The sequence below is a fragment of the Phycisphaeraceae bacterium genome (assembly GCA_020851465.1).
Taxonomy (GTDB): Bacteria; Planctomycetota; Phycisphaerae; order Phycisphaerales; family Phycisphaeraceae; genus JADZCR01.
The window spans coordinates 1-19,027 of record JADZCR010000017.1 but is presented as its reverse complement, the minus strand read 5'-3'; the positions used below and the strand labels follow the sequence as shown (position 1 = coordinate 19,027).

General features: G+C 57.6%; 17 protein-coding genes and 1 tRNA gene. 9 read left to right on the top strand and 9 right to left on the bottom strand.

The genetic code is table 11. The features are described from left to right. Nucleotides 1-7 precede the first annotated feature (7 nt). Entirely contained in the window at nucleotides 8-3,007 is a 3,000-nt protein-coding gene (locus tag IT444_12735) for a hypothetical protein (GenBank protein MCC7193634.1), read from the bottom strand. 256 nt (nucleotides 3,008-3,263) lie between these two features. Between IT444_12735 and IT444_12730 the strand changes: the two genes are divergently transcribed. The 4 genes from IT444_12730 to IT444_12715 all read left to right on the top strand — a co-directional run bounded on the left by IT444_12730 (nucleotide 3,264) and on the right by IT444_12715 (nucleotide 8,403). Then, on the top strand, nucleotides 3,264-4,328 hold the full coding sequence (locus tag IT444_12730) for a LacI family DNA-binding transcriptional regulator (protein ID MCC7193633.1): 1,065 nt from the start codon (nucleotides 3,264-3,266) through the stop codon (nucleotides 4,326-4,328). A 94-nt stretch (nucleotides 4,329-4,422) separates the two neighbouring features. Then, entirely contained in the window at nucleotides 4,423-5,742 is a 1,320-nt protein-coding gene (locus IT444_12725; protein ID MCC7193632.1) for an alpha-L-fucosidase, read from the top strand. Between the two features lie 45 nt (nucleotides 5,743-5,787). Beyond that, the gene (locus tag IT444_12720) at nucleotides 5,788-6,894 is read left to right on the top strand and encodes a glycosyltransferase family 4 protein (GenBank protein MCC7193631.1); all 1,107 of its coding nucleotides are present in this window, start codon (nucleotides 5,788-5,790) and stop codon (nucleotides 6,892-6,894) included. Nucleotides 6,895-7,017: 123 nt separating this feature from the next. Next, entirely contained in the window at nucleotides 7,018-8,403 is a 1,386-nt protein-coding gene (locus IT444_12715; GenBank protein ID MCC7193630.1) for a S8 family serine peptidase, read from the top strand. A 65-nt stretch (nucleotides 8,404-8,468) separates the two neighbouring features. On the opposite strand, the gene bioB is transcribed toward IT444_12715, so the two are convergent. The 4 genes from bioB to IT444_12695 all read right to left on the bottom strand — a co-directional run bounded on the left by bioB (nucleotide 8,469) and on the right by IT444_12695 (nucleotide 10,604). Further along, a complete protein-coding gene (gene bioB, locus IT444_12710) occupies nucleotides 8,469-9,557 on the bottom strand; it encodes a biotin synthase BioB (protein MCC7193629.1) in 1,089 nt (362 codons plus the stop codon). A 101-nt stretch (nucleotides 9,558-9,658) separates the two neighbouring features. After that, nucleotides 9,659-9,994 carry a hypothetical protein gene (locus tag IT444_12705; protein MCC7193628.1) on the bottom strand — a complete coding sequence of 112 codons (336 nt, stop codon included), beginning with the start codon at nucleotides 9,992-9,994 and terminating at the stop codon, nucleotides 9,659-9,661. 64 nt (nucleotides 9,995-10,058) lie between these two features. Continuing rightward, nucleotides 10,059-10,346, bottom strand: coding sequence for a hypothetical protein (locus IT444_12700; GenBank protein ID MCC7193627.1), 288 nt, complete (start codon nucleotides 10,344-10,346; stop codon nucleotides 10,059-10,061). A gap of 75 nt (nucleotides 10,347-10,421) precedes the next feature. After that, nucleotides 10,422-10,604 (bottom strand): hypothetical protein, encoded by a 183-nt coding sequence (locus IT444_12695; protein MCC7193626.1) that lies wholly within the window; start codon nucleotides 10,602-10,604, stop codon nucleotides 10,422-10,424. Between the two features lie 147 nt (nucleotides 10,605-10,751). On the opposite strand from IT444_12695, the gene IT444_12690 reads away from it, so the two are divergent. Further along, nucleotides 10,752-11,963, top strand: coding sequence for a hypothetical protein (locus IT444_12690; GenBank protein ID MCC7193625.1), 1,212 nt, complete (start codon nucleotides 10,752-10,754; stop codon nucleotides 11,961-11,963). Between the two features lie 129 nt (nucleotides 11,964-12,092). Then, a tRNA-Glu gene (locus IT444_12685) sits at nucleotides 12,093-12,165 on the top strand. 48 nt (nucleotides 12,166-12,213) lie between these two features. On the opposite strand, the gene IT444_12680 is transcribed toward IT444_12685, so the two are convergent. From IT444_12680 to IT444_12665, 4 genes are all read right to left on the bottom strand, one after another. Continuing rightward, nucleotides 12,214-14,184: a recombinase family protein gene (locus IT444_12680; protein MCC7193624.1), complete on the bottom strand. Its 1,971-nt coding sequence runs from the start codon at nucleotides 14,182-14,184 to the stop codon at nucleotides 12,214-12,216. 168 nt (nucleotides 14,185-14,352) lie between these two features. Then, nucleotides 14,353-15,945, bottom strand: coding sequence for a phage terminase large subunit (gene terL / locus IT444_12675; GenBank protein MCC7193623.1), 1,593 nt, complete (start codon nucleotides 15,943-15,945; stop codon nucleotides 14,353-14,355). Continuing rightward, entirely contained in the window at nucleotides 15,942-16,649 is a 708-nt protein-coding gene (locus tag IT444_12670) for a hypothetical protein (protein MCC7193622.1), read from the bottom strand. Before IT444_12670 ends, terL begins: the two co-directional genes overlap by 4 nt. Continuing rightward, complete coding sequence (locus IT444_12665; GenBank protein ID MCC7193621.1) at nucleotides 16,646-17,953, bottom strand: DNA modification methylase; 1,308 nt, start codon at nucleotides 17,951-17,953, stop codon at nucleotides 16,646-16,648. Before IT444_12665 ends, IT444_12670 begins: the two co-directional genes overlap by 4 nt. A 131-nt stretch (nucleotides 17,954-18,084) precedes the next feature. Here IT444_12665 and IT444_12660 point away from each other — a divergent pair, with 131 nt between their 5' ends. The 3 genes from IT444_12660 to IT444_12650 form a co-directional block, all read left to right on the top strand. Then, on the top strand, nucleotides 18,085-18,456 hold the full coding sequence (locus IT444_12660) for a hypothetical protein (GenBank protein MCC7193620.1): 372 nt from the start codon (nucleotides 18,085-18,087) through the stop codon (nucleotides 18,454-18,456). Continuing rightward, nucleotides 18,450-18,818 carry a hypothetical protein gene (locus tag IT444_12655; protein ID MCC7193619.1) on the top strand — a complete coding sequence of 123 codons (369 nt, stop codon included), beginning with the start codon at nucleotides 18,450-18,452 and terminating at the stop codon, nucleotides 18,816-18,818. The genes IT444_12660 and IT444_12655 overlap by 7 nt, the downstream gene beginning before the upstream one ends. A 124-nt stretch (nucleotides 18,819-18,942) precedes the next feature. Continuing rightward, a partial coding sequence (locus tag IT444_12650; protein ID MCC7193618.1) for an adenylyltransferase/cytidyltransferase family protein occupies nucleotides 18,943-19,027 on the top strand: 85 nt, incomplete at its 3' end.

Sequence of the window (19,027 nt, the reverse complement as noted above, 5' to 3'; positions counted from 1 at the left end):
GTTCACCTTATCGGCGATATTCCTCCGATGCTGGTATCAGGACCAGCTCCGCCTGTCGATTCTCCGGAGGCAGCACAAACGACCCGCGCCACGAGCCATCCTGTTGCGGCAGCAGATCGACTGATGTGGTCACCTGATCGATGGAAAGTTTATCGATCTGAGGGTTGTTGAAGTTTTTCAATTCGGAGGGCTTATCCACCCGGATAGCCATTTTGTCTGAAGGAACGCTCAGTGTCAGTGCCTGATTAGCCAGTTTGATGCTCTGGCCATCGGCCTGAAGCTGTACCAGTCCCAATTCGATCGTGGTGGCATCAGCGATACCACTGCCAGCCTCTTCTCCGGGCTTTCCTCCCAACGGCGGACCGGGAGGCATGGGCATCGGCGGAGCTCCGGGCGGCACACCTTGCGGCCCCACTGGTGGCTGGTTGGAAGTTTGATTGGCAACACGAACTACGAGCATGTACGGACCGTCTGAACGGCTTAAACGCATCGTGTAGATGTCACGTCGTGCCGACGCCCACTGGGTTTTCAGGTTTGCGAGTGTCGTATCAGGCAACTGAGTAAGTTTCTGCGTCAATGGTTGGACGATACGGTCATCACCGCCCGCCTCGGCAACCAGTGCCGCCATCGCACCGCGCGACAATTCCGCATCAGCAGACATCACCAGATCAAGAAGCTTATCCTCACCTCCCGCATGGCTCGCCCACTCGCCCGTGCTGGGTGTACTGCCATTGGCCAGTTCTTTACCGAACCATTCCACCAGAGGATTATTTTCCAACTTTTGTCGCATCAAGCCCGCGACCAGGGGAGCTTTGCCGGTAAGGTTTTCGTATGTCCGTGCTGCAAAGGCCTGACGGTCTGAATAGCCTTGCTCCATCAGTGCCTTGTCCACCGGCCAGTTGTTCTTGCTTCGCAGGAGGACGCGGGTCGCCTGTCGTGATGCGTCCGTGCTTCCACGAATAACCATCATCACCATTGCGCTGGCGGCTGCGGTTGTGTCATGCTGACGGCTGAGAACCTCTACTGCCTGAAGCGGCGTTGGGTTTTGAGCCAATGCAGCATTCAACAACGCCTGAGCGGGATTTGAATCCTGATCCATCCCGGTTTGCCCAGCAGGCAGACCGGGCTGTTGGCTGGGATTGTTACCAAGGGGTTTATCATCGAGCGTAAAACGAGGCAACACTCCCCACGCAAGTGCGCGAATTTCCGGGTTTCCATTCTGTAATGCGCGGAAGAGACTGTGGCTTGTTGAGGAGAGACGAATCGGTTCGGTGATTGTCGCACCAGCCACATTTTTGGAAGACGTACGGCTTGGTCCAAAGGTTAGATCTAATAGAAACTCAGCGGGCCTGACTCCTGAAGCTGCGACAGTCGCGCCGCTGCCTGCCTTGCTAATCACTTCAAGTGTACGGCGGATTATTTTCGGATCAGATGAACCAATCAGTTTCTTGTCCAGCCATCCGGCGGCGACGGGTTCCGTTGATGCCTGATTCACCACAGCCACAATCGCATCATCAAGCCGACCTTCAGCTATATCCTCAAAGCGTACTTTTTCCACTGTCATATCAAGGGTTTCAGGATTACCCTTGACATACTCGACCAACAGCGCGACGACTTCCTGAGGTGGTGGGCCGGTCGGCGAGGCCAGCAACTCATTCACCTGATTGAGCATCTGCTGGAGTTGCACCGCCTGCGCTCGCCCGCTTTCGGCGTTACCCATTGTTGGAGAAGGCGACTTCGAAGTGTTATCCGTTTTTGCCAGCGACTTGAGCCAGACCATCTGGGTCTGGGTATCCATGTCTTTCATCGCCAGCTTCGACAATGAGAGCGATGCCGCCGTCGGAGGGAAGGTACGTGCCAATTCCTTGATCACAACCTGTCGCGCGGTGGGATCGCTGGACTTGAGCACCTGTTCCATGAGTTTGTAAAGCGAATCGCCTCGCTCTGCATAGGGGACGAGACGCGACTCGGAGAGCACAAATGAGATCGCCCGCGCCGTCAAGGGGTGCTTGTCTTCCGTGATCATCGTGGTCATCAAAGCGATTGATTCGAGCGCGGAGCGCGGCAGACGAGGCGCACCGCCGGTTCCGCCGGCCTCTACCTGGACTGCCGTCATCCCATCGCGCAACATTTTGAGCTGCGTCTGAGTCAACTCCCAAGGCAGCGGTTCCGGGCCAGTTATCTCAATCGATTGACGGTTGTACTCAAAGAGTACCCATATCCTTGCCGGGATCGGCATCTCAAAATCATCCGGCAACTCACGCACAGCTTTTGAAATGTCTCGATATGCATTGCTTGCTGCACGATTCCGAGCGTCCGCTTCGGCTTTACGCGCTCGATAATCACGCATCGATTCGCCGGCATTCGGCACCACTCGTTCAGGTTTAGGCGGCTGCTTCTTCGACAGTAATTCGTAGTCGATTTTTAATGAATAAAGCTGGTCAGGTTTGAGCGTGCCGCCAAAACTACTGATCGTGCGATCCATCGACCACTTCACCCGACCCTTGGGCGTGATAATCATCTTCCGTGTGATTCGAGGCGTACCCGGCGGCAAACCCGCTTCAAGCTGACGCTCGGCTTCACTGCCTGCCACAGCCTTTTCCGTTTCGTCAGCCAGTTTGTACGCGAGAAAACGCCCGCCTTTGATCCTGAAGGTCGATGCACTCAGTGCTGTTTCCTCACGCCCTGCTTCAACAATGATCGGAAGTTGAAGCAACTTCATCCCCGGCGCAGCTTTTACAATCCAAACATTGTCGCTCGCTGAGTCACCCTGCGCATCTCTAGCTGCCAAAAACGCAAACAAGTCGATATCGAAATGCGGTGCGGAAAGAGGTTTGTCCTCAACAATCTCAGGAGGCGCGACGCGCTGGATCGTGATCGTCGAAGACTCTTGTGGAGCCGCCTGGCCTTCTTCGGCTTGCACCCGGAGCGGACTGGATATCAGCACCGACAGCGCAATGATCCACGGAACAATCCAGTTATCCACACTTCGTGCGATTCGTCTCATGCTCTTCTCGAAAATGAATGGTGGAATTAAGCCTGTTCGGCGAGGCAAGTCATTCTACACGTTGATCCTACGCGATGAATACCTTTTACTCTCCAAAACCCGATACCTTATTCAACGCCTGTCACCCTGCCAGCAAAAGAGACATCCAGCGGTTAAGATACATGCTGACCAGTTCTCTGCTTGAAAAAATTCCCCATTCGTGTTCTGAAACAGCGTAAGGCGTCCGATGCCTTCGGTTTGAAGGGTGCGTCCGTTCATGCCAGCCACGCTCAAAGACATCGCCAAGCTCACCGGTCTGTCAGTCCCCAGTGTCTGCTTGATCCTCAGAGGCCACGGGCACAAGTTCCGCACCGAATCACGTCAGGCTGTCGAAGAAGCTGCTCGCAAACTCAAATATCGCCCGGATATGGTCATGCGTCGCATGGGCCGGGCCGGGGCGCGACGTGATGCCATCGGCTTTATCATGCCGGAAGCGATTGATCCTGCACCGGGCTCCGTTGAACACCTGATCGATGATTCCGCCCAGGAGTACCTGATCGGGGTCAATGAGCGACTGCTCGTGCATGACCAGATCCTCGTTGTCGCCAAACCAATTCTAAATCAAGGCGCCGCGAATAAACCCCCACGCATCCTTCTGGAACGCTTTGTGGACGGGATTATCATCGTGGAGTCCGGCCTGTCTGAATCGCTCAAACAGCACATTGCGGATTACGAGCTTATCACAGTCTGGCTGAATACCGAGCGTCACAGTGATGTGGATTGCGTCTATCCTGATGAAAAATACAGCGGCCGTGTAGCGGCTGAGCATTTACAGCAACTTGGCCACGAGCGCATTGCGTTCTTGATTGCGCAACCTGCGACACCGTTGAGCGGTCTCACACGTCCCCATGCTGCTCAGGACCGCCAGTCTGGCTATTGTGAGGCGATGGCGCGGGTAAATCGCGCACCAAATATCGTTGATTTCACCAGTGACGAACAACTCAGAACATGGCTGCGACATCTGCGCGACACGCGCAGCAGTAAGGACGGACCGACTGGCATCGTCGTCGGCACATTTATCCTCGCTGTCCGATTGATCGAGCTGATGACCCAGTTAGGGCTCCGATGTCCCGACGATCTGTCCGTGATCGCCGCCTCGGAGGTTCGTGTCTTTCGGACGGTTTGGCCGGACATGACCTATGTCACCTATGACCGACGCGAGATCGCCGGTTGGGCGGTGGAGATGGTGCTTCAGAAAGTCACGGAAGAAGGCAAACCACAGGCGTCACGTGTCTATCGCGGAGCTGTCGTCGAGGGAAAGACGACCGCACGACTAACCTGAATCCCCTGCTGTCGTGTGCCTCGGCCTCACGGCCATATGTCAAACTCAACCACGTCCGTTATTATCCTCGCCTCTTATTTACGCGGAGTAACTCATGCTGGAGACGATCAAGACCCCTGGCGATACCCGCTGGTTCGTCCATGACCGGTTCGGCCTGTTCATCCATTGGGGGACATACGCCCTGGCTGCTCGACATGAGTGGGTACAGAACAACGAGTCGATGCCCACTGAAGTTTATGAAAAGTACTTCAAGCACTTCGATCCCGATCTCTATGACCCGCAGCTCTGGGCAAAAGCCGCCAGCGGCGCGGGGATGAAGTATTTCGTCATCACGACCAAGCATCACGAAGGTTTTGCCCTCTGGGACAGCAAGCACTCGGATTTCAAAGCAACCAACACCCCCGCCAAGCGTGACCTTTTGCGCCCCATGATTGAAGCCTTCCGCGCGCAGAATATGAAGGTCGGTCTGTATCACTCGCTCATCGACTGGCACCATCCGCATTACGTCATCGACGATCGCATCGGTCCGTACCGCGCGCATGCTGATCGTGAAAAGATGAACCTGAACCGCGACCAGAACAAATACGCTGATTTCCTCCACGCACAGACGCGCGAGCTGCTCACGCAGTTTGGCAAGATCGACATCCTCTGGTTCGACTTCTCTTACCCGCCACTGGCAGGTGCCGCGAGGACTGACTTCACCAAAGGCAAGGGGCGAGAAGCCTGGCGGTCCGAGGAGCTTTACAAAATGATCCGCGAGCTTCAGCCGCATGTCATCCTTGATGACCGGCTTGATCTGCCCGAGGGCTGGGACATCAAGACCCCCGAGCAATTTCAGGTGCGTGGATGGGTCATGCACGAAGGCCGTCCCGTCGTGTGGGAAGCCTGCCAGACATTCAGCGGGTCATGGGGTTACCATCGGGATGAGGAATCGTGGAAAAGCCTCGAACAGCTTATTCAGATGCTCATTGATACGGTAAGCAAAGGAGGAAACCTTCTGCTTAACGTCGGCCCCACTGGTCGTGGGGAGTTCGATGAACGCGCACTCAACCGGCTCACCGGTATGGGTGAGTGGATGCGCCGACACAGCCGCAGCATCTACGGATGTACGCAGGCACCAGCCGAGTTTCGCGCCCCGCAGGATTGCCGACTTACCTACAATCCTGACACCAAGCGCATGTACGTTCACGTCTTTGCCTGGCCGTTCGTTGAGATTCACCTCGATGGCTTCAAGGGTAAAATTGAGTATGCACAGCTCTTGAATGACGCTTCCGAGGTTCAGGTCCATAATCCTCCTGAGTGGCAGACAGCCCTGGTCAAAGACCCCGAGATTGCCAGCAACACCGTCGCGTTGCGCCTGCCGGTGAAAAAGCCTAACGTGACCGTACCCGTGATCGAGTTGTTCATGAAGTGATTCTCAATTTGATCGAGCAGCGGCGGGCCGCGACGTTGCATGCCCATGACCGATCGTCCCCTCCGAATTCTTCATCTGACCGCCGGCTCGGACGCCGGAGGACTTAGCCGTTACATCTACGACCTGTGTACGGCGATGAAGGCTCAGGGACACGACCTGACCGTCGCCGGTGAACGCGGGGCGTGGCATTCGCTCTTTGAAGCTGCGCCATTTCCATGGATCGAACTGCCGCTCAAACGCGGCCCGATCTCGCTCTGGAAAAGCGCAGCCGTTCTCGAACGCTACTGCATCGATCATCAAATCGATCTCATCCACGCCCATTACCGGAGAACGACGCTCGTCTCTAAAATCCTTAAACGCAGGCTCGGCCTGCCGGTGCTATTCACCCTTCATGTGACAGGGATTTCGCTGCGAGGCGTCAATCGGCTGCTTTCAAATTTCGGTGACGTGACCCATGCAGCGTCATCCGAGGCGAAGCGATGGCTGATCGACGAAGCTCGAGTGCCTGAATCGCAGATCGTCGTAATCCCCCACGGCATCGATCCCGCAAAATTCCCCTTGTCGTTGCCTGACGATCAACTGGCAGCGAGACGCGAGCTGGGTTTATCCGCGGAAAAACTTGTCGCCAGTTTCATAGGACGGTTTGACTATCCAAAAAATGAGGAGTGGATGATCGATCTTGCCGAAGCTTCTCGGCATGTCATACCTGCTCTGCATGTGGTGTTGATTGGTGAAGGCCCGCACGAACCTGCGCTGCGACAACGCATCAAGCGAGAGGGTTTGGAAGATCGCGTGACGATTCTGCCCTACGGCGATCCGCGCGGCGTCTATCGCGCTTCGGATGCGATTCTGCTCACATCCGGGGCTGAAGGTTTTTCATTCGTCAACACTGAGGCTATGTCCACTGGCCGGCCAGTCCTCCGCACCCGCACAGCCGGTACAAGCGAGCAAATCATTGAAGGTGTTACCGGCTGTTCCGTGGAGATTAACCGTGAGGCGTTCATCAGCGCGAGTCTGCGTTTTCTGGCTCAAGGTCGTGAAAAATTACGGCAAATGGGACGTGCCGGTGCGGACCTGGTACGACAGCGGTTCACCTTTGATCGTCAACTCAGCCATACGCTCGATCTTTATCGCTCAATGCTGGTGAAATGACGAACCTGAATCGACCTTTGAACCTATAAACTCCATGCAAATGCAGCGTGAAAAGCGGCAATTTGGCCGATGTATTCTTCGGTAGTTTGAATATTGGACAGATGGAGACGCGGAGCAGTACGGGTGACGCGAAAGAGACAACGGCAGCATCGGTTATGGAATGTGGCGGCGATCGTCGTCGGCGCAGTTGCAGGACTGGCGGTTGTTACGCAGCTTCATCCCGCGCGCACGCTTGCCGGTGACGCTACGCCCGTTTCCACTGCCAAAGCCCCCGCGCCAACCCCACGCGAGATCATCGGCTTGACCACGCTCGAATCTCACCTGGGAGAACTGACACCAACCGGCAGCGGAGTGATTGTCGGTCATGTCGAAGGCTCGCCGGGCGATTACATGCCCAATGGCAACGACAAAATCTTCAAAAACGTAGAGCTCATCGGCGTCAGCGGGCCAAGCAAGTCCAATGACCACTCGAACGCGACCTCGAGTTTGATCTTCGGACCCGGCGGGATGGCTCCGGGTGTGACGCAGGGATATTTTTTCGACAGTAATCATTGGCTTACCAGCGGGTTTCTGCACGGGGGTACCAGTGAGCCGCCCACCCGATCACCTATCCGTGTCTTTACTCATAGCTGGATCGGAGGTCAGGGCAATGGCTCGCTCGAAGTGCTGCACCGACTGGATTACGCGATCGATCAGCAGAACGTCATCATGGTCGTCGGGGTGAATAACAAACGCACACCCGTGCCGGTATTGCTTGCCAGTGCTTACAACGTGATTGCCGTCGGTAACTCCGACTCCAACAGCAGCGGTGGCTATACGAAATTTGACGGTGATGGACGGTGTAAGCCCGACCTCGTCGGACCAATGAATCTAACCAGCTATTCGACACCCATCGTCGCAGCATGTGTCGCAAGACTGCTGGAGGCGATTGACAGACTTGGCCCAGACAACCCCGCGCATCACAGTGAAGTCGTCAAGGCTCTGTTGATGGCCGGCGCAGAGCGAACCGCGGGATGGAAACAGGAACCGGGTAAACCACTGGATAGCTTCCTCGGAGCTGGCATCGTCCGAATCGACCGTGCGTATGACATTCTCATGGCGGGTCAGGCCAAGCCGGAGGTGGCGAAGAATCGCTATGGCTGGGCGTTTGAACCCTTGAAGCTCGGAGAGACGCACGGCTACCGATTCGAGGCTTCAGAAAATCTGGCTGAAACATCGCTCATGCTGGTATGGAACCGCAGGATCGACGGCCGCCGAGTTCCCGATCTGATGACCGGCATCACCCGTTGGAATCATTCACCGCGTCTGGCCGACTTCGATCTGCGGCTCGTAGCGATAGACGACGAAGGCAGAGAGAAAGTACTGAATGAGTCCGCCAGCTCGATCGACAATGTTGAGTTGATTTACCGAAAAAATCTGCCGCGCGGACGGTATCGCATCGAAGTGACGCGGAAGGATAAGCTCGACGAGGAGTGGGACTACGCACTGGCGTGGCGGATTGAAAAATAGATTTGTCTCAGGGGCTTATCCGCCCTGCACCGGACAAAACTCGACCCGCTGGAACCCAACTCTGCTCACCCCACCACTGGTAGAGCAACCTGTCTTGGTCCCGCGTTTCTCATCACCGGCTCCGCTTCATGTTCGACTTCATCGAACGTCTCGAACGGCATACCCAAGTCCGCGAGCATTTGATGATCCTGCTGCGCCGAGCGACCAAAGGTCGTAAGGTAGTTGCCGATCAGGAAACTGCTGCCTCCCGCAAAAAACATCCAGCTCTGCATATCCCGCAGGATTTTTTCCCGGCCACCGGCGATCTTCAGCTCTTTATCAGGCAATAAAAAGCGATACAGTGCGATGATGTGCAGTGCCTCCATCGGCGTCAGGTCGGGCTGCTTCTTGTACAGCGGTGTACCCGCGATTGCATTGAGAAAGTTGATCGGTACCACATCTGCGCCGAGTCGCCGCAGATCGAGGGCCATGTCAATGCGATCCTCCCAGTCCTCACCCATCCCGAAAATCCCACCCGAGCAAACCGATAAGCCGGCCGCCTTGGCGTTTTCGATTGTCCGTACACGATCTTCGTAGCTGTGCGTGGAAACAACCTGATCAAAATGTCGGCGCGATGTCTCAAGGTTGTGATTCACCCGCAAGACACCCATGCCTTTCAACCGGGCTGCGTGTTCAGGGGAAAGCTCCCCCAGCGTCGCACACGGGCGAATCTTGCCGTTTTCAACCGCATTTTTGTAGAACGGCTCAAGCCAATCGAGTTCTCGATCGGTTGGTCCGCGTCCGGAGTTGACGATGCCGAACGAATTAGCTCCGTTCGACAGTGCCTGGTCCATCGCGCCGATCATCTCATCCACGGTGAGCTTTGCCGGCGCAACGTGGGTTTTGTGATGTCTGCTTTGCGAGCAATATCCGCAATCTTCGCTGCAATTACCCACCTTGGCTGCCACGATCGAACAGAACTTCACCTGACGTCCCACAAACCGGATGCGGATTTTGTTTGCCCAGAAGAAGAGATCGTAGAGGTCTTCGCCGCGAACAGCTGCGATCTCCCTGGCTTCCTGACGCGATAGCAGATGTCCGGCCAGCACGCGCTGACCGAGTGCGGCGATACGATCGGCGTCGATATCATTCCCGTTATAGCTTGGTGAAGTCATAGGGTGACTCGAAAACAGCACGGCCCCCGGTGACTCCATGACACCAGGGGCGTGCATCGAATTTCTCTAATCTTATCGAATGTCGGGCCAAATGCCCCTGCTCACCGGCTGCCTCGCCCGCCTTTATCGTTGCGGTTCGACTTATCGGAAATTCCAAAAACTTTCGCCAGATCCGCAACTCCGGAAGGCTCGATCCGTTTACGGCCAAGATCTACCGAGTAAACGATCATCTTCTGCGATGAGTTCTCCAGAACAAAGAGCGACTCTTCATTCTGGCGGGTCTTGGCGGTCATGATCGTGAAGTTATCCCGGCTCACCACGAGTGACTCCGCATTGGCACGCGGTTCGAGGCGGGCAGGCAGTACGCTCAGCAAGATTCCTGAGAGGACAAAGGCAGAGGTCAGCAATCCGAAGCAGGCAAGTTGGATGCGATTCATGGTGCGTTCCTTAACGCTTGATGTTTGGGTTCAGTGAAATCAGAGATCATCACACGGATAACAATCAACGCTTTCCAGAGTTTAAGTCTTCCATGATGTTTCGGCCTGCAATAGGCTCGAAGGTATTATCGCTGCCGCGGAAGATAATCGCCGCGACTCGCCCGGTATTGAGCTCGATGATATAGATCACCGATTCGAGCTCGCGCCCCACGGCGCTGCCCGCGACCATGATGTATTGCGCCCTGCCAAACGCCTGCGCCGCCGCCGGCTGAGGCAGAAAACTCACCAGTGCCAATGCAACCACCAGTACGATGTTCAGCGCGATCAGTGCGCCTAACGACCGCTTGTTCATGACGGCTCTCCTTTTCGAGTAAGTGAATCTTTCCGCGATTACTGCACAGCTATTTTCATGAAGCGGAACAGAAACTCAATCCTGATGCCCTCGCTTGGAACTTTTCAACGCCACCACAGCTACGCATAACACCAGCACAATCGCAAACACTGCGCCAAGCCATCCGTCGCTCCGTTCGGCGTGGCCGGTATCCTGCGCCATCACAGGCGCGACCCATGCGAACAGAGAAGCAATGGCTGAAAAGCGAGTCAGCATCATCGCATCATAATAGTCGCACAAAGAGGTGCAAATGTTTCTACGGCCGATATGATCGAACCCGCCGCCTCGTCAAGGAGCGAGAATCGTCTCGCCTCCGATTCCAGTTCGGCAGGACCGGCGGCAGAATGATCACGTCAGAGGATTGAAATGTACGTTTACGCGGGCATTGACGAAGCAGGATACGGCCCTATGTTTGGTCCGCTGCTCGTTGGTCGCATGGTTCTGGGTATCCCGCATCTCTCCGTGGATTCTTCCGACACGGACATCCATGAGTTTACGGGGCCGCAGCTCTGGAACCGGCTCGCGGATGCTGTCTGCCGCGACCTGACAAACCGGAAGGGTCGCATCGCGGTCAATGATTCTAAAAAATTACGCAAAGCCAAAACAACTACCGCTGCAAAAGTCTCATCCACAAGGAAACATGGCAGCGATGAATCCGCCGTCTGCCTTGATTCTTTACAAGGTAATACGGAACCCCTTTCCAGTCGCGAAAATACTCCATCGTTCTGCGAAGCCCATCTCAAGTCGATCGAACATCTGGAACGAGGTGCCCTCGCATTCGCAGCACAGGCGGGTATTAAATGCGCAAACGTAAGCGAATGGCTTGACTCGCTGGGTGAAAGAAGTCATCACAAGCTGGATCACTTGCCCTGGTATGCAGCATCTGAAAACAGGCCGTGGGAATCTCTACCCCGCACATGCTCCGAAGGTGAAATAGCAGTCGCGCGCAGTCTGCTTTCAGGCTCTATCCGGAAAGCGGGAGTGAATGTTCTGGATCTGGGTGCCGCAGTCACCTTTGAGGATCGCTTCAATCAAATGGTTTCAGCGACACGATCGAAAGCTGCGGTGAGTTTCACCTTTGTAGCCAGCCACCTCCGCTCGATCTGGGATCGCTTCGGGGAGTGCCACCCGAGGGTAGTGGTAGATCGACAATCAGGACGAATGCATTACCGCGAGCTTTTGTCGATGACCTTTCCCGAAGCGAGCCTGACCATCCTCAACGAGACTCCTGCGATCAGCAGCTACCGGCTGGAAGCCAAAGCTCCGCGCGCGACACAGCCCAAGAAATCAATCCATGAAACAATAGACAGCAATGCGATAAAAACATCACGCGCCATGACCATCAGCTTTGAAGTGGACTCGGAACAGCAACACATGCCCGTAGCACTAGCGAGCATGGTGAGCAAGTACACGCGAGAGTTGCTCATGTCACGCTTTCAAGCGTGGTTTCTCACTCATGCTCCGCACATCAGCCCGACCGCTGGATACGCTGCTGACGCGAAACGCTTCTGGAAAGAAATCCAGCCGGAGCTGAAGAATCTGTCCATTGATCCGGACCAACTGATTCGGCTGGCCTGACAGTTCGCAGTGGGATTTCACCTCGTCTGTTCGTGGAAACCGCTGAAAGCCCGTCTGACGATCTGAGCCGTAATGAAGCGATACAAGGTTGACCAGGAGCGTGAAATAGCTACGATTCGTGGTCTCAACGCCCCCTTCGTCTAGTGGCCCAGGACAGCAGATTCTCAGTCTGCATACAGGGGTTCGACTCCCCTAGGGGGTATTGTCCAGCGCGAACGATATGCGATAACTGGCTCCGTAAGGAGCCATTTTATTTGCGCTTAGGTGCGTCATTCGCCTGTTCTGCAGTTGCGGGGGATATGCACAGATTCGCCTCGATATGCTCAACCTCTCGCGCGGTAGAGCTGCCTGCCACGGTCGGAAGAGAGCGCAGAGCCAGCCTGGCCTTGCCCGCCGTATAGTCAATCACCACGGTGTCCACGCAGCGGCGGATGGCAGCTTGGCGCTGATCAAGCGGCGCCTCGATGAGTGCAGTCTTGAGACCCGCAATGAACCGCGCAGTGTGTTCGATCAGCTCTTTGGCTTGAGTTGTGCTGAGTGCGAGATGTTTGAGGTCATCGAGCTTCTGCTCAATCTCCGACCGCTCGCCCGCCAATTCGAGCAGTCGTCGATCCGCTGCTCTTCGATTGTCGCTGGTGATATTGTCCAGCAGGTTGCGCACGGTCTGTTCGATCTGTTGGAGCCGTTCCTCGTATCGCTGGCGGATCTTGCCTACTTCTCTGACCTCTCCTCCCATCTCTCCCGCAAAGACCTTGGCGATCTTGTCGCGCGCGTTCTTGCCCGTGTAGGTGCCGTAAAAGTCGAGCACCACCGCCACAACCAAGTCTTCGAGTTGTTCTTTGCCGATTCGCCCGATCTGGCAGGTGTTCGCACCGTGTCGGATATAGCCGCCGCAGGCATAGCCCAGGTGACGCTTGCGCTTCCCCTCTTCGTCAAAACCCTTGAGGTACTGGCTGTGCCCCTCGTAGCGGTTCCCGCACTTGGCGCAGGTGACTAGACCCGAGAGCAGGTACTTGGCCTTGGGGCCTGTCCAGCCACCCATTGAGCCACCCGGTTCGAGCTTGCCGGCTTTTTCGCCTGTGCGTGGGTTGATCCCCCGCTGCTGCTTGGAGGTTTCCTGCTGTTCACGTTTTGCTTTGGCCAGTTCCCAGATCCGTCGGTTGACTAGAGCCGGGTGGGAGTCGGGCACCACGATCCAATCGCTCTCTTCGTTGGGCTCCAAGCGATTGGCGTAGACGTCTTCTCTCTGGATGGCTTGCCCTTCGACGATGCGATGGAACCGGGCGTCGGTCCTTCGATTCCAGACCATGTCGCCGGTGTAGACGGGGTTGACCAAGATTGCACGCACCGTCGTGGTGCTCCACTTACCTTTCATCCTTTCGGACCAAGCTGCGCTGCGTGGGCTGGGGATGCCGGCACGGTTAAGCGCGTCGGCAACCGCCTTGAAGCCGCGGTTCTCTTCCACGTAGAGCCGGAAGATCTCGCGCACGGCGTCTTGGCGGGGTTGCTCGCTGGGGACCAGGAAGCAGCGGTCCTTTCGGGAGACGGCCAGGCTCTCGCCTCTGCCCAAGGACCGCAGGCGCTTCCACTGCTCATCAAAGAGCTGCTTTGAGCCATCGGGCATGTGGCGGACGTGGGTGATGAAGTTGCCCGACTCGCTCTGGTAGCGGAGGTCATAGCCTAGGGGTGGAACGCCCCCCATCCAGGCGCCGCTTTCGCTCTTGGAGAGCAGGCCGCGGATGGTCACCTTGGAAAGATCCTTGGATTCTTCTCGGGCCTGCCATTGTTTGACCGGGCGAAGGAGGTCGTCCGTGCGGTCGCCGGTAAAGTTCTCGGTGACGTACCTCACCTCGATCCCGCAGGTGCGCAGGGTATGGCGGTAGAAGCCCGCTTCGTCGTTGTCGATGCGGCCGAAGCGTTTGACGTCGTAGACGATCACGAAGCGGAAGTCGCAAGTGCGGCTCTTGGCGTCGGCCATAAGCGATTGGAACGCCCGGCGCCCCACGGTGCTGGTACCGCTGATGGCGTCGTCGGTGTAAAAGCGCAGAGTCTTGAAGCCGTGCTGCTCGGCGTATTGCTCAATGGATTTCTTCTGGTCAGGGATCGACTGCTCCTGGCGGTCAGTCGAGCGGCGAAGGTAACCAACGGCGAAGCGGGGTTGGTCGCCAGCGGATGTAATGCCTTCTTGAAAACGCTTGGGAGATACGGCTGCTTGGGGCACGGGTTAGCTCCAGCGGGGTAGTTATCCAGCTGGACATATAGGGTCGATATCGCGACGGATAGCAAGGCCGATTCGTGGCTAAATTCGTGTTATATCGAACGAGAACTAGCCTGCGCACGCCTGAGAAGCATAGGTTTCATTATGGGTTGGGTAAGCGAATGGGCACGCCTAGACCCCCACCCGCTGCGGCCCGATCCAGATCCGGTCACTAATGTCCACCGCCATGGCGAGCGCATCCGGCCCGTCATCGTGCGCCGCCTTGGGGAACTGCCTTAGCTGATCCAAGAGCAGCCGATGCCGCCGGCTGAAGCGGATCGTGCCCATCTTGACCAGGGGCTGGAGCTTCTGGATCCGAGCGATTTTGTCGGTGGTGTGGTGGATCTTCTGGACATGAAGGCAGACGCCTTCGATCCGCGCCTGGTTGTAGAGCTGATCGGCTAACACCTCCTGGAACTGCACCGCCTCCACACCAAAGCAGTTAAAGGAGCGAGCCCTCTCGTACTGAATGATCGTCGCAATGATCTCGTGCGGTACCAGCCGCCTGATCTCCGCATCCACCACGTACAGGATGCCGGTCTTGTCGTCCCGCAGTAGCGTGACGATGGCCGTGTCGTCGCGGTGGCGGCCGGCCTTCCCCAGGCTGGGGTCGCAGGCACCGTAGATTCGGGCCCTGCCTTTGGCACGGATCGTCGTGATCAGTTCTTGGGCATCCGCGTACTGGTCGTCCCAGTAGTGGAAGTCCTCGTCCCGGAACAGGCAGTCTGCCGGGTCAATCGGCTCGTTCTGCTTCTCGGCGTCGAAAGCCGGCCGGTTCTCGGCGCGAACCTCCATCAGCTTCAGGTAGCTCTCATGCGGGGGCCAAAGCACTTGGGTGCCTTCGAGCATCTCGTCTTCGTGCTCCCGGTAGAACTCTCCCGCTGCATCTGGACCGCTCTGTCCCTCGTGCTCCTCCCGGTGGTGGAAGATTGATTCCCATTTCTCCCAGAGATGGGGATGCGCCGACCACGCCGTCACCGCCTGGTACTTCTTCCCCCTCCACCGCGGCGACTTCCGGGGGTCGATGAGCCGCGCCAGCAGGGAGTCATAGTGCAGGAGCGTGCCTACGACCACCACGTTGGTCTGCGCTTCTCCCGCCTTCAGCACCGCCCGCTCGAACCAGTGAAGAAGTTTGGCGCGGCGGAAGGGAGAGTCCGTGTGCTCGTCGCCTTCGAGGTCGTCGAGGATCATGAGCGTCGGCCGGTGTGACCGGTGCCGCCTGCCGCGGACCCGGCTGCTGGCCCCCAAGGCGACCACGCGGATGCCGCTGCGGGTAATGATGTCGCCCTGTTTCCAGCGAGGGGGGCCTCCGGGCTTGCTGGGCAGTTCGCACGCCTCGGGGAAGTCAGCCTGCAGGAGCGCATTGCCCTCGAGCTCCACCTTTAGATGGCTCAAGAGGTCCTCCGCCTGACCCGTGGTGCTGGAGATGATCAGGATGAAGGGATCGGTCTTGAAGCAGATCGACCATAGCACGTAGGTGAGGCTGACCAACGTGCTCTTGGCGTGGCCACGGGGTGCGGCTACCGCGATCCGCTGGCCACGCTCCCGGGTTGCCTCTTGCAGCCATTGGAGCATCTCCTTGTGCATGCTCGAAGGCGGGTGCTGGAAGTACTTCGGGAGGTAGATGCGGCCGAAAGCCTCGAGGAATTGCCTCGCCTGATCGCGGCGGACGGTGGACAGGAGCTTTTGCGCGAAGAATTGTCGGTGAGATGTTGTTGGATTCATGGCTTGCTTCCTTGCTCGCGGTCGCCCTCGCAAGAATCCGCCTCTGTCGAGTCCGAAGACTTGGAAGGCGAGGTTGCCGGGGGTTCCGGGGGTTCTGGGTTTGCGGGGTCTTGAAGGAGCTGACGGAAGACCAGGCCAATCTTGGGGTCGAGGCCGGCGCCGGCGACGTCTTGGGTCAAGGCTTGGAGGCGCTCCCATTCAGCCTGCAGGATGGCGGCGTCGGTGGGAGTTTCGACAAAGACGTTGGCGCTGAGCCGCTGCGCCGCGGTGGGCATGTAGCCCAGGCTCTGCAGGTGATGTGTCAGCGCGCCCAGGATCTGGAAGCACGCCCGCTCACCTTCGACCTTTGTCGCCGCCGGGGTGTCCTTGTCGCGGGTAACCCGGCGGATGCGGCTGATGCATAGCTCCGCCTCACTGGCTAGCCGCCCCACGATCTGTTGCACCAACTGGGGGCTCGGCTCGATGGCGTTGGCCTGCTGAATCGCCACCTTGTCCCGGGCGATCGTTCGCTCGTCCACCTTGAGCACCTGCGCCATCTCCACGACGGTGTATCCCTCACCGGTCAGATGCTCGACGCAGGCGCGGCGCTGTTCGATGGTCAGCGTGCGTGGGACCACCGTGCCCGCGTGGATCTTGCGGATCAGCTCCAGCAGGCCTGGCGGCTCGGTGCCATCTTCGGGTTGAGAATTGGAAGGGTTCATCATCGGCCCTCCTTCTTGATGCGATAACGCTTCAGCAATTCCGAGGGCGCCTTGGCTTCGCCCACCCAGGCGATCCACCTTCGGACCACGACATCGCAGTAGCGCGGGCTGATCTCAATGGCGAAGCAGCGCCGGCCTAGAGACTCGGCGGCGATGAGTTGGCTCCCGCTGCCGGCGAAGGGCTCGTAGCAGACCTCCCGGCGCTTCGTGTGTTGCCGCATCGGGATGGCGAACAATTCGACGGGCTTTGAAGTGGGATGCTCGGTCTTCGCCCCCACCGCCACCGTGGGAATCTGCCAGACCGTGGGCAGGAAGTCATCGCTGGTTCGCGGTGGCTTGTTGGGCTTCACCCACCCAAAGAAGCACGGCTCGTGCTGCCAGAGATACCACGACCTCGTCAGGATGGGCCGGTCCTTCACCCACAAGATTTGTTGATGAACAAACGCCCCGTGCTTCTGCCACGCCGCCTCGACCATGGCCTGACGACGACTCGCATGCCAGCAGTACCACGCCGCCCCCGGAAAAACGGCTTCGGCGATGGCGACCCCGATGAACTTCTCGTACAGCTCGGGGTTCGCGTCCGCGTCGTCCCAGGTAACGCCGTAGGAGTCAGACCAGTCTTTGTTCTTGTTCTTCTGCTTCTTCTTGTCCGTGCTCTTGCTGGGGTGGTTCAATCCGTCGTAGCCCACCAGGTACGGCGGATCGGTGGCGAAGAGCACCGCTTTCCGGGGGTAACCGGACATCACCTTCTGCACGTCTTCCACCTTCGTGCAGTCGCCACAGAGGAGGCGGTGGTCGCCGAGCTCCAACATCTCCCCGGGCTTGGTCACCAGCGGGCGCTGCGCCGCCAGCTCCGCCTCGACATCGAAGTCTTCCACTCGGTTCTCGTCTAGAGGACGGAGGACCTCGTCGATCAGGTCCTGAGCTTCGGTGACCTCGAACCCGGTCAGACCGAGGTCGAACTCGGGGACTTGAGTCAGCTCCTCAAGCAGCTCCGCCAACTTCCGGGGGTCCCAGTCGCCGGAAATCTTGTTGAGAGCCAGGTTGAGGGCTTTTTCCTGGTCGGGAGGAAGATCGACCACGCTGACTTGGACGTGGGTGTCGCCGCGCGCCTGGAGCACCTTGAAGCGTTGGTGGCCACCCACCAGGTTGCCCGATCGTTTATTCCAGACCAAGGGTTCCACGCAGCCGAACTGGTCGATCGATTTGGCGAGCTTCTCGTATTCGGGGTCGCCCGGCTGCAAATCCTTCCGGGGGTTGTAAGGCGCGGGGTTGATGCGGGAGGCGGGGATTTTGCGGAGGAGCATGGCGGGGCCTTTCCGGCGGTGTGCCGAAAGGGGTGGCGGCCGAGACGCCTGCCCAACGCGGGCGGAAACGCCGGCCTCATGGGGCAGGTAGCCCCGGCCATGCAATAACACGCCATTAACCGCGCCGGTGGATGCGCAAGCCATCCACGGGAGAGTGGCGAAAATACCTCAAATGTTGGCGTTTTGGACGAAACGTCGCCCGCCTCACGACGGCGTCAAAATCCACCGCTCGATTGAACTATCCGTGGCAGTGCGCATCATGGAGACATGGCCGAAACCGTACTCGCCAAGACGCCCCGCGACTGGCTCCGGGTGCCGTGATCAATGGCTATACGCTTCCATCGACAGGTGACTTTGAAGAGTATGATCACGGCGATTACATGGGGAAATCTGAGTTCTTTGAGCGGATTCATGGTGCCGATCTGGGGTGTCCGCCTGACAACAAAATATCTAAAGATCCCAGCATGGGTACTCTGAAAAACATTGGGAAGAGCGTATGGTAACGCAGGCGCACTCATCCGCATTCAAGTGGTGGATCTGGCCATTCGCCATCGTCGCCGCGGTGCTGGCCTATTGGTGTAGCCGAGGAAGCGATGGAAGGCTGGTCGGTTCACTGGTCGGGTTCGGAACGCTTGGGCTGATCTACTGGACACTGCTGTGGTTCAGTGGACGCCCTAGCATTCTCGCGGCGCTGTGGCATCTCGTAGTCCTGGAGATAGCTGTCATAATTGCACTAGCAGTGAATCCGCAACTGGAGGAAATGGGCGGAATGCTTAATTATATGATTCCGTCATTTGTTGCCATCATTGTGGTCGTGGGCTGGCTTCTGCTGCTGTCTCGCGCACTATTTGTGCGGCACGCCTAAAGCGTCAATTCGCTGATGGAAAGGCTATCATCTCCCCCCGTTTCCACCCGAACTTCAGATTTGTCACTCGCGCTGCGCACGGGTCCTCCTGAGCAAGGGTAAAATCCCTTATACTCGCCTTGTTATGGCCTCCAAGCCCAAGATCGCAGTTTTCCCCGGGACGTTTGACCCATTCACAAACGGTCACCTCGACGTGATTCGCCGCGGTG

Coding starts and splice junctions, on each gene's coding strand:
- IT444_12660 (MCC7193620.1), top strand. CDS start 18,085: ATGCGCAAGCCATCCACGGGAGAGTGGCGAAAATACCTCAAATGTTGG.
- IT444_12655 (MCC7193619.1), top strand. CDS start 18,450: ATGGTAACGCAGGCGCACTCATCCGCATTCAAGTGGTGGATCTGGCCA.
- IT444_12720 (MCC7193631.1), top strand. CDS start 5,788: ATGACCGATCGTCCCCTCCGAATTCTTCATCTGACCGCCGGCTCGGAC.
- IT444_12705 (MCC7193628.1), bottom strand. CDS start 9,994: ATGAATCGCATCCAACTTGCCTGCTTCGGATTGCTGACCTCTGCCTTT.
- IT444_12690 (MCC7193625.1), top strand. CDS start 10,752: ATGTACGTTTACGCGGGCATTGACGAAGCAGGATACGGCCCTATGTTT.
- IT444_12700 (MCC7193627.1), bottom strand. CDS start 10,346: ATGAACAAGCGGTCGTTAGGCGCACTGATCGCGCTGAACATCGTACTG.
- IT444_12730 (MCC7193633.1), top strand. CDS start 3,264: ATGCCAGCCACGCTCAAAGACATCGCCAAGCTCACCGGTCTGTCAGTC.
- IT444_12735 (MCC7193634.1), bottom strand. CDS start 3,007: ATGAGACGAATCGCACGAAGTGTGGATAACTGGATTGTTCCGTGGATC.
- IT444_12725 (MCC7193632.1), top strand. CDS start 4,423: ATGCTGGAGACGATCAAGACCCCTGGCGATACCCGCTGGTTCGTCCAT.
- IT444_12665 (MCC7193621.1), bottom strand. CDS start 17,953: ATGCTCCTCCGCAAAATCCCCGCCTCCCGCATCAACCCCGCGCCTTAC.
- IT444_12695 (MCC7193626.1), bottom strand. CDS start 10,604: ATGATGCTGACTCGCTTTTCAGCCATTGCTTCTCTGTTCGCATGGGTC.
- terL (MCC7193623.1), bottom strand. CDS start 15,945: ATGAATCCAACAACATCTCACCGACAATTCTTCGCGCAAAAGCTCCTG.
- bioB (MCC7193629.1), bottom strand. CDS start 9,557: ATGACTTCACCAAGCTATAACGGGAATGATATCGACGCCGATCGTATC.
- IT444_12670 (MCC7193622.1), bottom strand. CDS start 16,649: ATGATGAACCCTTCCAATTCTCAACCCGAAGATGGCACCGAGCCGCCA.